The sequence below is a fragment of the Phormidesmis priestleyi ULC007 genome (assembly GCF_001895925.1).
GTDB classification, from domain to species: Bacteria; Cyanobacteriota; Cyanobacteriia; order Leptolyngbyales; family Leptolyngbyaceae; genus Phormidesmis_A; species Phormidesmis_A priestleyi_A.
This window is the reverse complement of sequence record NZ_MPPI01000009.1, coordinates 85,760-98,971: the sequence shown is the minus strand read 5'-3', so window position 1 is coordinate 98,971 and position 13,212 is coordinate 85,760. Positions and strand designations below refer to the sequence as shown.

At 49.2% G+C, this 13,212-nt stretch carries 14 protein-coding genes and 1 riboswitch; of the genes, 8 read left to right on the top strand and 6 right to left on the bottom strand.

Annotated elements, in window-relative coordinates:
• Window positions 1-20 precede the first annotated feature (20 nt).
• Window positions 21-1,373, top strand: a complete 1,353-nt coding sequence (locus BRW63_RS10105) for an NAD(P)/FAD-dependent oxidoreductase (protein ID WP_073070785.1) — start codon at window positions 21-23, stop codon at window positions 1,371-1,373.
• 61 nt (window positions 1,374-1,434) lie between these two features.
• Here BRW63_RS10105 and BRW63_RS10100 read toward each other — a convergent pair whose 3' ends face one another.
• Both BRW63_RS10100 and BRW63_RS10095 read right to left on the bottom strand, forming a co-directional pair.
• A complete protein-coding gene (locus BRW63_RS10100) occupies window positions 1,435-2,391 on the bottom strand; it encodes an outer membrane beta-barrel protein (RefSeq protein ID WP_143162037.1) in 957 nt (318 codons plus the stop codon).
• 45 nt (window positions 2,392-2,436) lie between these two features.
• Window positions 2,437-3,513, bottom strand: a complete 1,077-nt coding sequence (locus BRW63_RS10095) for a hypothetical protein (protein ID WP_143162036.1) — start codon at window positions 3,511-3,513, stop codon at window positions 2,437-2,439.
• A gap of 204 nt (window positions 3,514-3,717) precedes the next feature.
• Here BRW63_RS10095 and BRW63_RS10090 point away from each other — a divergent pair, with 204 nt between their 5' ends.
• The 6 genes from BRW63_RS10090 (at window position 3,718) to BRW63_RS10065 (ending at window position 8,750) form a co-directional block, all read left to right on the top strand.
• Window positions 3,718-3,918, top strand: coding sequence for a cation transporter (locus BRW63_RS10090; RefSeq protein WP_073070781.1), 201 nt, complete (start codon window positions 3,718-3,720; stop codon window positions 3,916-3,918).
• An 84-nt stretch (window positions 3,919-4,002) separates the two neighbouring features.
• The gene (locus BRW63_RS10085) at window positions 4,003-4,566 is read left to right on the top strand and encodes a pyridoxamine 5'-phosphate oxidase family protein (protein WP_073070780.1); all 564 of its coding nucleotides are present in this window, start codon (window positions 4,003-4,005) and stop codon (window positions 4,564-4,566) included.
• An 88-nt stretch (window positions 4,567-4,654) separates the two neighbouring features.
• Window positions 4,655-4,830, top strand: a riboswitch (cyclic di-AMP (ydaO/yuaA leader).
• A 73-nt stretch (window positions 4,831-4,903) separates the two neighbouring features.
• Window positions 4,904-5,752 (top strand): nitrate ABC transporter permease, encoded by an 849-nt coding sequence (gene ntrB / locus BRW63_RS10080; protein ID WP_073070778.1) that lies wholly within the window; start codon window positions 4,904-4,906, stop codon window positions 5,750-5,752.
• 20 nt (window positions 5,753-5,772) lie between these two features.
• Entirely contained in the window at window positions 5,773-7,173 is a 1,401-nt protein-coding gene (locus BRW63_RS10075) for an ABC transporter substrate-binding protein (protein ID WP_073070776.1), read from the top strand.
• A gap of 21 nt (window positions 7,174-7,194) precedes the next feature.
• Entirely contained in the window at window positions 7,195-8,028 is an 834-nt protein-coding gene (locus tag BRW63_RS10070) for an ABC transporter ATP-binding protein (RefSeq protein WP_073070775.1), read from the top strand.
• 86 nt (window positions 8,029-8,114) lie between these two features.
• Window positions 8,115-8,750, top strand: coding sequence for an exopolysaccharide biosynthesis protein (locus tag BRW63_RS10065; RefSeq protein WP_223257344.1), 636 nt, complete (start codon window positions 8,115-8,117; stop codon window positions 8,748-8,750).
• 177 nt (window positions 8,751-8,927) lie between these two features.
• Here BRW63_RS10065 and BRW63_RS10060 read toward each other — a convergent pair whose 3' ends face one another.
• Window positions 8,928-9,227, bottom strand: coding sequence for a hypothetical protein (locus BRW63_RS10060; protein ID WP_073070772.1), 300 nt, complete (start codon window positions 9,225-9,227; stop codon window positions 8,928-8,930).
• 83 nt (window positions 9,228-9,310) lie between these two features.
• Between BRW63_RS10060 and BRW63_RS10055 the strand changes: the two genes are divergently transcribed.
• A complete protein-coding gene (locus tag BRW63_RS10055) occupies window positions 9,311-10,297 on the top strand; it encodes a ChaN family lipoprotein (protein WP_223257343.1) in 987 nt (328 codons plus the stop codon).
• Here the strand turns inward: BRW63_RS10055 and pgsA are convergent.
• From pgsA to BRW63_RS10040, 3 genes are all read right to left on the bottom strand, one after another.
• Complete coding sequence (gene pgsA / locus BRW63_RS10050) at window positions 10,290-10,811, bottom strand: CDP-diacylglycerol--glycerol-3-phosphate 3-phosphatidyltransferase (RefSeq protein WP_073070768.1); 522 nt, start codon at window positions 10,809-10,811, stop codon at window positions 10,290-10,292. The two genes, BRW63_RS10055 and pgsA, sit on opposite strands and share 8 nt — an antisense overlap.
• 122 nt (window positions 10,812-10,933) lie before the next feature.
• Window positions 10,934-11,650, bottom strand: a complete 717-nt coding sequence (locus tag BRW63_RS10045; RefSeq protein ID WP_223257342.1) for a sugar transferase — start codon at window positions 11,648-11,650, stop codon at window positions 10,934-10,936.
• A gap of 201 nt (window positions 11,651-11,851) precedes the next feature.
• Window positions 11,852-13,006: a hypothetical protein gene (locus BRW63_RS10040; RefSeq protein ID WP_073070766.1), complete on the bottom strand. Its 1,155-nt coding sequence runs from the start codon at window positions 13,004-13,006 to the stop codon at window positions 11,852-11,854.
• Window positions 13,007-13,212 lie beyond the last annotated feature (206 nt).

Genomic DNA, 13,212 nt, shown 5'->3' with positions numbered 1-13,212 from the left:
ATTCCTCTCATAGATAACCAATGGACACCACAACTGAAAAGCCACCCCAGCATCGCGTCGTAGTCATCGGCGGCGGATTTGGCGGATTGTATACTGCAAAAGCTTTGCGCCGCGCCCCTGTCGAGGTCACGCTCATTGACAAGCGCAATTTTCATCTGTTTCAACCGCTTCTCTATCAAGTCGCGACCGGAACGCTCTCCCCGGCTGATATTTCTTCGCCGTTGCGATCGATTCTCAGCCGCAGCAAAAACACCAGTGTGCTGATGGAGGAAGTCGCAGATATCGATCCCGATCGGCAAATTGTCAAACTCCGCGAACAAGAGTTACCCTACGACACGCTAATTGTGGCAACCGGGGTCAGCCACCACTACTTCGGCAACGAGCACTGGAAAGACCACGCTCCAGGGCTAAAAACCGTTGAAGATGCCCTAGAAATGCGTCGCCGCATCTTTATGGCGTTTGAAGCCGCCGAAAAAGAAACCGATCCTGAAAAACGTAAAGCCTGGTTAACGTTTGTAGTGGTAGGTGGCGGCCCGACCGGGGTCGAGCTAGCTGGCGCGATCGCCGAACTGGCATACAACACATTAAAAGAAGACTTTCGCAGCATCGACACCACCGAAACGCGGATCTTGCTGCTTGAAGGACTCGATCGCATCTTGCCGCCCTATTCACCTGACCTGTCGGCAAAAGCGGAAGAAACGCTAACTGCGCGCGGAGTCACCGTTCAAACCAAAACCAAAGTCACTAATATTGCAGATCAGGTTGTGACGATCGAGCGCGAAAGCGGAGTCGAGCAAATTCCTTCTCAAACGATTCTTTGGGCGGCTGGCGTAAAAGCCTCAGCAATGGGCGAAGTGTTAGCAAAAAAGGCGGGGGCAAGTCTCGATCGATCGGGGCGTGTGATCGTCGAGCCTGATTTAAGTCTGCCAAACCATCCCAATATTTTTGTGATTGGCGACCTGGCGCATTTTGCTCACCAAAGTGATAAGCCTTTGCCCGGAGTCGCGCCAGTGGCGATGCAGCAGGGCGAATATGTTGCCAAACTGATTCAAAAACGCTTTCAGGACAAAACTCTGCCCGCCTTTTCTTATTTTGAGGTCGGCAGTTTGGCGGTGATTGGCCAAAATGCGGCAGTTGTGGATTTAGGGTTCATCCGCTTTTCTGGAATCATCGCCTGGTTTGTCTGGGTGGTTGCTCACATTTATTATTTGATCGAGTTTGATAGCAAGCTGATCGTGATGATTCAGTGGGGGTGGAATTATTTCACTCGCCACCGAGGCGCACGATTGATCACGCATCGAGAGGCGGTACGACAGCCCCCCGAAGAGAAGATGCAAGTCACCACTGAAGAGAAAATGCCCGTCGAGGTTTAGTTCACGGGTATAGAAATCCCGTAGGGGCATGGCTTGCTGTGCCCTAACCTAATAAAACAGTTCAAAATAGGGGCACGTTCCAGCCGAGACTAATGCCGATCGAGAGATTGTCAAGGTCGATCGCCGCACTCGAAGACCGCCCAAACAAATAAGACACGTTACCCGCAACAAACACGTCAGGGTTAATGTTGTAGATTGCCAACGCACTGATCTGATGCTCGGTGTCAGCGCGATCGACCTGAGTAAAATTCTTAAAAGTGAGTCGATAGTCTAATGCACCTTGCAGTTTGGGCGTAATGTCATATCGCAGTCGAGCGCCCAACGTATTCGCGACGCGATTTTGATCATCAGGGTTGGTAAAACTAGCTCTCAACTCATAAAACGAATCGAGCCGTAACTGTTGCCCAAGCTGATCTTGGCGACCCAAAATAAACTGGACAGAATTGTCTTGCAAGAGCCGATCGCCACTGTCTGCGCGATAGAGATTTTCTTGCACCCAGCCCAGTTGACCATAAGTTCCAGGTGCGATTCGCTGCTGAACTGCCACATTAAAATTCAGCAGGTTGTAGTTCGAGTCGCCCTGATTGGCAAACCGTACCAAGCCGCCACCAGCAGACGCAATCAGGCGAGTCGTTTCACCCAGTTTTGGGGTAGCTAACAGCAATCCGCTATTGATAAACACCGTGTCGCTGGGGCTAAACGCGCTGAGGGATGTAATGTTAGAGCTAGAAAACACTGAAGACCGCAACAGTAGCTGCACATCAGGCTGACGACGCTCCGCCACTGCCGGGCGCTCAAGAATCCGAATCTCACCGACTTCTGATTGGGTGTCTTCTGGGTCAAGTGGTTTGATGTCCGATTCAGGCGATGTCAAGTCTGATGGAAATGCTGACGGATCTGGATTGGCTGGAAGTGGACGGGTTGGCACCATTAAATCTGGGGCAGCCTGAGCGATCGAGGAAAACTCACAACTGCCAAACATCGCGAACACACAAAGAGCGATCGAGGAAACACGCATAATCAATCATCCGGGTAGATAAATAAAGTTGAATGGTTATCCCAATTAGCGAACTACGGGCGGCTGATTTGTGACTGGTGGCGGTTGATTATTATTGGCAGGTGGCGTGTTAGGATTTGTCGGCACTGTCACAATCGGTGGTGTTTGCGGAACAGGTGGCGGTGTCACAATCGGCGGTGTTGGCGGCACGATCGGCGGCGTTGGCGGGGGAGGTGTGGGAATGGGACGATCGGGCACCGGAGTCACCACATCACGACGATCGAGATATCCTCGAAGCGGATCGTCTGAATCGGTGGTAATGCAATTGGTTGCTAGAGTGCTATCCCCTCCTCTGGCATTGAGGGTGCAGAGTCCTTCGATCGCTTTGGTTTGCAAATCTAGAGTTGCCAGGGTTGCTGTTCTGACGGCTTTTAAGGTCTGCTGAACAGGGGGTGCTTCTTGGAGCACGATCGGTTCTTGTCCTGGCCCTAAGCCCAAGGCTAACCCACTCGTTTTATAAAACGTCCGTAAGTCAAAGGTTTTGACCTCTCCTAATGTGCCTTTGAGAACGGATACGGTTTGTCCGCCGTTGATAAACAGAAAATTGCCTTTAGAGTCCAAGATTTTGATCGGCGTGCTGGTGAGGTTATAGAAGTCCGTTTTTTGCGTCACGCCATCGACTTGAATGACCATCGCCAGACTTAACACATTTGTGGCGGCCGAGCCTGGCGGTGAGCTAGCCGGAATCTCAGCCACTGCCTGACCTTCTAGCGTTTCGATGCGGGTCGATGCCGTCGTCGGCGGACTCATGATCAGCGCCGTCCCATTTCTAAGCTGAAAGCCCCGCAGCCCTGGAATAAAGCGAAAAACTGCGTTTGAGCCGATTCGAGCCAGAGAGCCTTCGTTAAACAGCAATTCGGCTTTCGATCGACTCGCCGTGCGAAGCGCATCTTGCGGCACCATCACATCTGAAACTCTCGCAGCACGGGGCGATCGATTGTTGAGCAGCAGTTGCACATTGTTGATCAGCTTGTAGACTTCGCCACGGGTCAGCATGGCTTGTTGGGCTGAGGCGGGCATCATCCACACAACCCCTAACAGGCTACCCATGATTACGCTACGACTGAGCGACCTCATATTCATGATTAATCTCTCCTGACTGCACTGTCTTTAAAGTAGGTTTCAGTGTGGTTGTTTATGCGGTTTCTCATCAAATATTGATGATTTGCTTACTACAACCCTATGAATTCCCCATCCGGAAAAGTTTACGATCGGAAATCTATCTCAAGACGGGGCATCAAATTTAGCAAGAGGACTCACAATAGAAGATTATTTACGGTAAGTCTAATGGCGTTAAAACTACATATTCCAACCCTTGATAATCCTGCTATTGCAAAAGAAATTAAAGAAACTATTTTGACGACTGAACCGGATGCCAAAGTCGATATTGATGTTGCTAACAAAACGGTGACGATCGAAGCAAAGGCCTCTGAAGAAACCTTTAAGCAATTGATCACGGCAACAGGACATCAAGTAACGGAGAGTTGAAGGTAGATTGGGTAAGTGAGCGAAATTAAATGTTTTAACTTCACTCACTTGTCTGATCGATCTACCCTCTCATTTTCCATAGCTGTGGCAAAGTTTTATACCGAACTCACCGAACCGCTTCAAAAATTTATCGCTGAACAGCAGATGTTTTTTACAGCATCTGCTCCAATTCATGGGCGTGTAAACCTTTCACCTAAAGGCATCGATACCTTTCGCTGTCTCGACTCTCACACCGTCGCCTATCTCGACCTAACTGGAAGCGGCAACGAAACCAGCGCCCATCTGATCGAAAATGGCCGGATGACGATCATGTTTTGCAGTTTCACGCAACAGCCTTTGATTTTGCGTCTCTATGGGCAGGGCACTGTGATTCGTCCGAGAGATGCTGAATGGGGAAGGCTCGATCGCTGGTTTCTCCCGACTCCAGGCGCACGGCAAATCATCAAGTTAAGGATTGAGTCGGCACAGACTTCTTGCGGTCATGGCGTGCCACTTTATGAGTATCAAGGAGAACGAGAAACGATGATTCGTTGGGCTGAAAAGAAAGGTGAAGACGGACTCAAGCAATATTGGCAAGAAAAAAATCAAGTCAGCATTGATGGATTGCCGACTTATCTATTGAGTGAAACTGAGGTTAACCATCCATAAAATTGCGTGAGTGCGATCGGAAATCGGCTCGATCGGAAGAAAGATTGTCGATCGCTTTATTCAGTGCTACATTTTGTAAAAAGTCAGATCAGTAAGTCAGCTTAATTCAGCAATTTGGGTGGTTAACTCCACTCAGACTCCTGAAGCGGAGGAACCAAATTATTGGGGCTTATCTTCGTGAATTCAACGATTTGAACAACCCGAAGAGGGGCATCTCTCAGCCCTCGCCCGTCAGCTAACTCCGTCAGCATTGAGAGAGGGCTGAAGAGTCAGCATTTTAGTGCTTTAGACTCATCAGTGCCTCTTCCCGTTTCACTCAGTTGTTTGGGGCATTGATATGATTCTTCAGCTAAACTTGGCTGCGATTTTGGCGATCGCAGGTCAGACGACTTGGCAAAAGATGCGTCCTGTGATCTCACGGGATGCTGTTGTCCTGCCGATTTTGGGCTTTTTAGGGGTGATTGCAGTCTGGTGGGTGGTGGCAAGCTTTAACCATGACGTGATGCCCACCCCACCCGAAGCGTTGATCGCAAATTTAGACTTCATTCTGCATCCGTTTTATCGTCGAGGCCCCGGTGATTTAGGCATTGGTTGGCTACTGCTGGCAAGTTTACGTCGCGTATTAATTGGGTTTTCACTCGGCGCACTGGTTGCTATTCCGATCGGGTTCTTAATTGGGATGTCTAAAAAAGCGATGATGGCGTTAAATCCAGTGATTCAGATTTTTAAGCCCGTATCACCGTTAGCGTGGCTGCCAATTTCGCTGGCCATCTTTAATCTGGCTGATCCCTCTGCTATTTTTGTGATCTTCATTACGTCACTTTGGGCAACCATTATTAATACTGCGTTAGGCGTTTCCAGTGTTCCCAAAGATTATCTTGAAGTGTCGCAAATGTTAGGAATGCCTCGTTGGAGGCAGATGATCAAAATAATTCTCCCAGCGAGTCTGCCCTATATTTTTACCGGATTGCGAATTAGTTTAGGCGTTGCATGGCTTGTGATCGTTGCCGTAGAAATGCTGACCGGAGGCGTGGGTATCGGCTTTTTTGTTTGGGATGAGTGGAGCCGCTTAAATCTGAGTTCTGTCTTTTTAGCCGTGTTTGTGATCGGGTTAACCGGACTGTTTTTAGACTTTGCGATCGGGCAATTAGAAACGATCGTAACTCGCAGACGGCGATCAATCTAGCAATCATTCTCCCAACCACTATGACAAATATCTGGACGCGCCGAAAATTTCTCCAGCAAATGGGAGGAAGTGCCGGAGGGTTTGCGCTTTCCTCTTGTGCAATTAATGCCAATCGAGCACCTCAATACCTCTCGGAATCAGCGATGGCGATCGCGCAGGTTGTCAAGCCAGAGAGTTTAGAAAAGCCAAATCTGACGATCGGTTATGTGCCCGTCAACGACTGTGCCCCGTTTGCCGTTGCTTGGGAAAAAGGCTTCTTTCGTAAATATGGGCTAACCGTGAGCCTCAGCCGCGAGGCAAGCTGGGCAACTTCTCGCGACGGCATCATCTTTGGGCGATTAGATGCCTCCCCGGTCGTCTCAGGAGCCGTTACCAACGCCCGTATGGGGGCAGAAGGCGCACGTCACGCGCCTCTTTGTGCAGCGATGACCATCCACCGCCACGGCAACGCGATGACCATGAACAAAGCCATGTGGGATGCTGGACTGCGCCCCTGGTTTGAATATAACGGTGACTTAGCGGCGTTTGGGCAAGACTTTCGCCGCTATTTTGACAATCTGCCGCCTGAAAAACGAGTCTGGGCAGTGGTGCTGAGTTCTGCTATTTACGAATATTTTGTTCGCTATCTGGTTGCGGCAACGGGGGTCGATCCGCTCAAAGAATTTCGGGTGATTATCGTTCCGCCGCCTCAGATGCTGGTCAACGTGCGAATCGGGGCGATGCAGGCATACATGGTCGCTGAACCCTGGAACACACGAGCCATCACAGGCAATGAAGGAGTCGGGTTCACCTTTGCTCAGGGCAAAGAGATCTGGGCAGGGCACCCCGATCGACTCCTCGGCGTGATGCAGTCATTTATTGATCAGAATCCTAAAACGTATCGATCGCTGCTCAAAGCCATGATCGAAGCCTGTCGCTATTGCAGTGATCCGCAAAACCGTGAGGAAGTCACCCGGATTATTTCTACCCGATCGTTTACCGGAGCCAAACCCAAACTGACACGACCCGCGATCGTCGGTGACTACAATTACGGCGGGTTCGACGGCAAAGATCGCACAGTACAAGCGGCTGACACGACGATATTTTTTGACATTCCGCCCAATATTCCCGAAGTGGCAAATGCTCATTCGACCTTTATGTGGCGATCTCACAGCGTTTGGTTGATGACGCAAGCGGCTCGTTGGGGACAGATTAAAGAGATTCCTAAAAACGCCGAAGAGATTGCCCAAAAAGCCTGGAAAACTGACCTCTACCGAGACGTTGCCGCAGATCTGGGCATCGCTTGTCCTGCCGACGATTTTAAAGTCGAACCTGCTGACGTGTTTATCGACAAAAAGGCATTTGATCCCAGCGATCCAGTGGGCTATCTCAACAGCTTTGAAATTCGTGCCGATCGACCCACTCAATTCTATTTGTCTTAACCTTAGTTTGGGAGTTTTGTCATGATTGAATCAACCGCTATGAACGTGTCACATTCTCACTTTAATCAGTCTGAATTTCTGAAGGTTGAGAACCTGCACAAATCGTTTAAAGCTGAAAATGGTCGAGAGTCGCTGGTGCTGAAAGGCATTGATTTAACGATCGCCGAAACTGAATATATCTCAGTCATCGGTCACTCTGGTTGCGGAAAGTCTACCTTGCTGAGAATTGTGGCAGGGTTAGAAAAAGCCACCTCTGGTTCTGTCCGACTACAAGGCCAAGAAATTCGCAAACCTGGCTGCGATCGGATGATGGTGTTTCAACAATATTCGCTGCTGCCCTGGCTAACGGTGCGGCAAAACATTCGACTCGCCGTAGACGAAGTGCTGACCCATCTCTCGCCCGTCGAGAAAAAAGAACTCGTCAACGAACACATTGCAATGGTGAATTTAACCGCCGCCGCAGACAAATATCCCGATGAAATTTCGGGCGGGATGAAACAGCGCGTCGGCATCGCTCGTGCGTTATCAATCCGCCCCAAAATGCTGCTGATGGACGAACCTTTTGGAGCCTTAGATGCTCTGACTCGCGGCAAGCTTCAGCGTCAAGTTTTAGAGATTTGGGAGAGCCATCGTCAAGCTGTGATGATGATTACTCACGATGTAGACGAAGCAATCTATATGTCCGATCGCATCGTTTTAATGACCAACGGGCCCGCCGCCACGATCGGTGAAATCTTAGACGTGCCGTTTCCACACCCGCGCGATCGGGCCCAACTCCGTCAGTCTCCTGACTATTATGAGTTGCGAAATCACGCGCTCAATTTTCTCGATGCTCACTTTGGTGGAGAAGACTAAGCAGCGATCGAAGATTCGGGGAAGCCGGAAAAATGACTCTGAAAGGTGAAGAATTTCTAGGGTCTCAAACGTAAAAGCTACGATAGTTGCTAACTCCTCCTGATCCCGGTTTCCCCATCATGCACCTGCGCTTCTCCCAAGATATCGAATCTTTGCTAAAACGCATCTCTGAGCAACCGTTGACCCTGGGTGCGATTTTGTCAGAGACTTCAGAACGGGGCTTTAGTTTGGTGATTGGGTTGCTGGTGCTGCCTTTTTTGTTTCCCGTGCCACCTGGACTGACGGGCATTCCTGGCGCAGGCTGCGTTTTATTGGGAATGCAAATGGCATTAGGGCGGCGATCGCCGTGGCTCCCTAAAAAAGTGGCTCGATTTCAGTTTCCTCAAGCGTTTGCCAAACAACTGTTGCAAAATGTCAAACGGGTGACTAAAATTCTTGAAAAAATCACTCGTCCGCGTCTGACTCGCGTTGCTTCAAACCCTTATATCTGGCAATTTAATGGGTTGTGTATTACGTGGTTAGCGATTTTGCTAATTGCGCCGATTCCGTTTACCAATCCATTCCCCACCATCGGGATTTTGTTATTAGTCGTTGCGATGTTAGAGTCAGACGGCTTATTGATGTGCATCGCGTATGGGGTGACGTTGCTGATTACGATCGTCTGTGCCATGATCGCTTATCTTCTCTGGCACGCTCCTGGTCTTTTTGAAACCTTGTTTTAGCTGTCTGCCACCCTCACGAAGTGGGGCAAAGCCCTCGCCTAGCCCGTCTTCTCAAGGAGAGCAGGAGCCTCTAGACTCTTGCTCCCTATCCTTGGGGAGAGGGTTGGGGTGAGGGTAAATCCAGTCCTTACTCAATCCGCATTCCTTAGAAATTTTCTCTTCTGGAGATCTCCTAGATTATTCTTTGATCTCGACCCGCTGTCCATCCTTCTCGTAATACATTGGGGGTTCCACTGCAAAGTTATCGATCTGACCCGACTCAGTGATCACATATCCATCTGTCGTCTTTAAGTCAGTGTCTTCTTCTTGTTGAGCCGCCGCTTCCAATTGGTGCTTGTTTTGTTCAACATCTACCCCAGATGGGATACGCTCATCAGCAGGATTTACATTAGTCGGCTGTGCGGTCTGAACTGCCCACTGATCTCCGGCAGCACCTTTGCCAGGTTGCGCGGCGGTAGGATTTGATTCTTGGCTCATGGTGATTACCTTAATGCTCTATTGATGACCTTCAAGATAGGTCGATCGAGCCGTGCTCTGATTCCTTCAATAGTGATAAGTTGATGAGCCAGAAGGAGGAGTCCATCACCATCCATAATTTATACAGGCATCCCGATCGCAAAATGTCAAAGCTTTATTTCGTCAGAGTGTGGGTGTGGTCTCTAAGTGCTATCTTGGTCTGCGCCTTTCCTGTGTTTGCTCAAACTCCTGAGTCAGCTTTGGGCACACCGCCTAAAATTTCGGTGTCTAGTCCTCAAAAACAGAGCTACGACCCGCAAAATGTGCTTCAGCAACTAGCAATGGCAGACGTGGTTTATTTGGGCGAAACCCACGATCGCGCTGACGACCATCGCGCTCAATTTGCAATTATTCAATCACTTCATCGGTTAAATCCCAATTTGGCGATCGCGATGGAGATGTTTCAGCGCCCTTATCAGTCGGTGCTCGATCGCTATCTAGCTGGAACGATCACCGAAGCTCAACTCAAAGAACTGACTGAATATGAAACCCGCTGGGGCTTCCCGTGGGAGTATTACGCTCCGATTTTGCGGTTTGCTAAAAAGAATCGGCTCCCTGTGATTGCCCTCAATACACCGACCGAAATCACCCGCAAAGTTTCGCGGAGTGGCTTAGAAAGCCTGACTCTGGCAGATCGCAGATTTATTCCACCATTGTCTGAGATCCTGGCAGAGCCAGACGCTTATCGAGAGAGAATGCGGCTGATTTATCAAGAAATTCATCAAGGCAAAGGCAACAGCAGCCAGTTCGATCGCTTCTTTTTAGCCCAGATTCTTTGGGACGAAACAATGGCAGATCGGGTTAGTCAATTTCTTCGCACCAATCCAACGACTAATGTTGTAGTGTTGGCGGGTCAAGGGCACATCGTCTATGGTGACGGAATTCCAAATCGAGTGGCTCGGCGAATGCCAAGAACCCAGCGAGGAGCGCTTTTACAGTCGCTAATTTTGCTCAATCCGCCTCAAGAGATGACTGCCAAATCCGATCGACCGATCGCCGATTATTTCTGGAACGCTCAATTTTCTAACTAGTTCGCTTCGGGGCTAAATAAATTGCGCCCGAAATCCAGGTTAGGGCAACTGAGACCCAGAAGGCAGTCAGACAGAAGAGTTGCCATGAGTTGGGGAGGGGTGCGATTAAAAGCGCGATCGCCACAATTTGACTCACGGTTTTGAGTTTGCCCCAAAAATTTGCCCCTTGAATCGCATCTTTTTGTAGGTTGGGATCAACGCGCCACCCCGCGATCGTCAACTCCCGCGCCAAAATCATAAAGACTCCCCAAGCCGGAATCTGTCCCAACTCAATCAGTGATAAGAGAGGAGCCAAAACCAATAGCTTATCGACTAGCGGATCTAGAAACTTGCCCAAATCTGTGACCTGATTGAGTCTTCGAGCTAGATATCCGTCTAGCCAGTCTGTTCCTGATGCCACTAAAAAGACACCCACCATAATCCAGCGAGTTTGTGGAGTGGGATCTTGCAATCCATATAAAAGAAAGGGCACCCCCAATAGACGGGAGACTGTGATCCAGGTGGGCAAATTCATAGGCTTGAGCAAACGGCATCCGCATTCAGCATACGAAAATAGGGACAATCCGAAAAGGATCATCCCTATTTTTCAACAATAGATTTAACTAGGTAGCTGCTGCCCGATAAAGTGAGGCTTGATTAGCAAGCACCCCGTTTCTTGAACACGACCTCGATCGTGCTAATAATCAATCTCAGGTCGTAGGCAATTGACCACTTCTGCTGATAAGCAACATCTAGTTTGACGACATCCTCAAAATCGATGACGCTAGAGCGACCATTGACCTGCCACTCTCCAGTCATTCCTGGCTTCACATTTAGACGCACCCAGTGATGAGGCTGATATTTTTTGACTTCATCTAGGGTCGGAGGACGGGTTCCGACTAAGCTCATCTCACCTTTGAGCACGTTCCAAAACTGAGGAAGCTCATCTAGACTGGTGCGACGCAAAAATGCACCGACGCGAGTGATTCGAGGATCGTTTTCGTTTTTAAAGATATGCCCTTTCGCCTGATTTTCGACCAGGTGCTTTCGCTGTTCTGCGTCGGCAACCATTGAGCGAAACTTCCAAATTCGGAAGGGCTTTCCTTTAACACCACAGCGCGTTTGGCTATAAAAAACGGGGCCTGGATTATCACGCTGAATGGCGATCGCTAAAGGAACTGCCACGATCGCAGTGATGCCCAAGCCAACTACAGCACCCACAATATCAATTAGTCGTTTTAGCTTATTGTGTGCCGAAGAGTGGAGAACCTCCAATTCAACGGGACTCGCAAGTTCGATCGCAGAAATCTCAGATTCTTGAGCGCAGTCAAGCAAGATTGAGTAGGAAGGAGAGGAAATTTCAGGAGACATCATCACGGGCAGCAGCCAATTTTTACAAGGTTGACTTCACTGCCAATATATTCAGCCTCACCCCCTAGACGGTAGGAAAAGGGGCGACATTTGCTCAATCTTTGAACTGACTCAAGTTTTTATGAAGTTCAGATAGGGCTTAAGAAAATCTTCCTTAGATGGGTGCCCTGTCGATTCACTTTTTGCGAGGCTGAAGATTCTTATCTAAGTAAATAGATCATCCATCCCAGACAATTTGATCACACTCGGAGGGGCAGAAGACGATGATTGAGAGTCCGCCGAATCAGAAGATGTCCCGTCTTGCTCCTCTCTTTCTAGCTGAGACTCCTCACTAACTTGACTTAAAGCACTCTGGCCAAGCTCTGCATTCTGAGCAGGGTGTATAGGCAATAGATCTTCTTCTGGCGTGTAGGTTGTTTCTGTAAGCGCGGGTGGCGCAACTGAAACGACGTTAAGAGGCTCCTGCGTTCCACGACTTATTTGCTCTAACAAATCGGTGAGCGTGTGAATAGAATCAGACTCGTTGCAGAATAGTTCAGGGGTTTCTGTGCGAGAAGTCGGTATTTCAGTTCCAGGGTAAGGAAGCGATATCGTCGTTGGGTCAAAGGCTGTATGCGTAGCTCTAGCCGCGATCGCGCTATTGCCGATCAACGGGGCGGGATTCTGAGTTAATTGAAACGGCAACCCGCTATCCGCTAATTGAGGTTGAGACTGCAAATGGGAGGATTCTTGACCCAATTGCTGCGCCAGACGGCTGATTAGCTCGGTAAACATAACTTCTCCCTGCTCCCCTAAGCCATGGAGCTTGGCGAGTCCTTGAGAGAGCGAATTTTGGTAAGCGTCGATATCTTGCTGTAGCGAATCAAAGACGATCCTTAAGGTAGCGTCGAGTGTGCCCAACACTTGATCGGCGCGATCGTGTACAGTCTGCAACTGCTCAACTTGAGAAGACTTGAGAGCAGACGGATCGGATTGTTCGAGTGCGTGGCTGTGGATCTGAGCCTCTAGCTGCCGAACTTGACGCATCAGCGCATTTCGCTGCTGGGTTAGAGTGATCACTTCAGATTTCAAGGGTCTAAGCAGCGTTGAGCGCAACTCAGTGATCTCTTGCGTCATAGACTGCATGACTTGTTGGGCATTAGCTTCTGACTGATTTAGCGCCGCAGATTCTTGCGTCGTTTCAGCAAAATTTGCCGCCGATCGTTGCTGCCCAATCAAATAATCACGCACTCGTTGCAAGACTTGACGCTGCTGATTGATTTGCCCACTTGCTGCCCAAGGAAGACGAGAAACCGCTTTGCTAAGTGCGCTGTCAACTTGGTCAATGAGGATCTGAAGTTGATCTATCTGAGAAGTCACGATCGCGTCCTTGATTAAAGTTTTGCAGAACTGAGGAACCCCTTTCTTGAAACCTGAATCACTTTAAGAATTCATCGTTACGGAAAGCGTCTAAAATATCACTAGATAACAGACAGAAACTCAGTATTAAATTGAGATGTTTCAGCACTATAGCGGAGCGCTTTTTGTAGTTTGTCCAATTTTAGCGGTTTAACTGTGGTTTCCTC

Coding starts and splice junctions, on each gene's coding strand:
- BRW63_RS10105 (WP_073070785.1), top strand. CDS start 21: ATGGACACCACAACTGAAAAGCCACCCCAGCATCGCGTCGTAGTCATC.
- BRW63_RS10100 (WP_143162037.1), bottom strand. CDS start 2,391: ATGCGTGTTTCCTCGATCGCTCTTTGTGTGTTCGCGATGTTTGGCAGT.
- BRW63_RS10095 (WP_143162036.1), bottom strand. CDS start 3,513: ATGAATATGAGGTCGCTCAGTCGTAGCGTAATCATGGGTAGCCTGTTA.
- BRW63_RS10090 (WP_073070781.1), top strand. CDS start 3,718: ATGGCGTTAAAACTACATATTCCAACCCTTGATAATCCTGCTATTGCA.
- ntrB (WP_073070778.1), top strand. CDS start 4,904: ATGATTCTTCAGCTAAACTTGGCTGCGATTTTGGCGATCGCAGGTCAG.
- BRW63_RS10075 (WP_073070776.1), top strand. CDS start 5,773: ATGACAAATATCTGGACGCGCCGAAAATTTCTCCAGCAAATGGGAGGA.
- BRW63_RS10070 (WP_073070775.1), top strand. CDS start 7,195: ATGATTGAATCAACCGCTATGAACGTGTCACATTCTCACTTTAATCAG.
- BRW63_RS10060 (WP_073070772.1), bottom strand. CDS start 9,227: ATGAGCCAAGAATCAAATCCTACCGCCGCGCAACCTGGCAAAGGTGCT.
- BRW63_RS10055 (WP_223257343.1), top strand. CDS start 9,311: ATGAGCCAGAAGGAGGAGTCCATCACCATCCATAATTTATACAGGCAT.
- pgsA (WP_073070768.1), bottom strand. CDS start 10,811: ATGAATTTGCCCACCTGGATCACAGTCTCCCGTCTATTGGGGGTGCCC.
- BRW63_RS10045 (WP_223257342.1), bottom strand. CDS start 11,650: ATGATGTCTCCTGAAATTTCCTCTCCTTCCTACTCAATCTTGCTTGAC.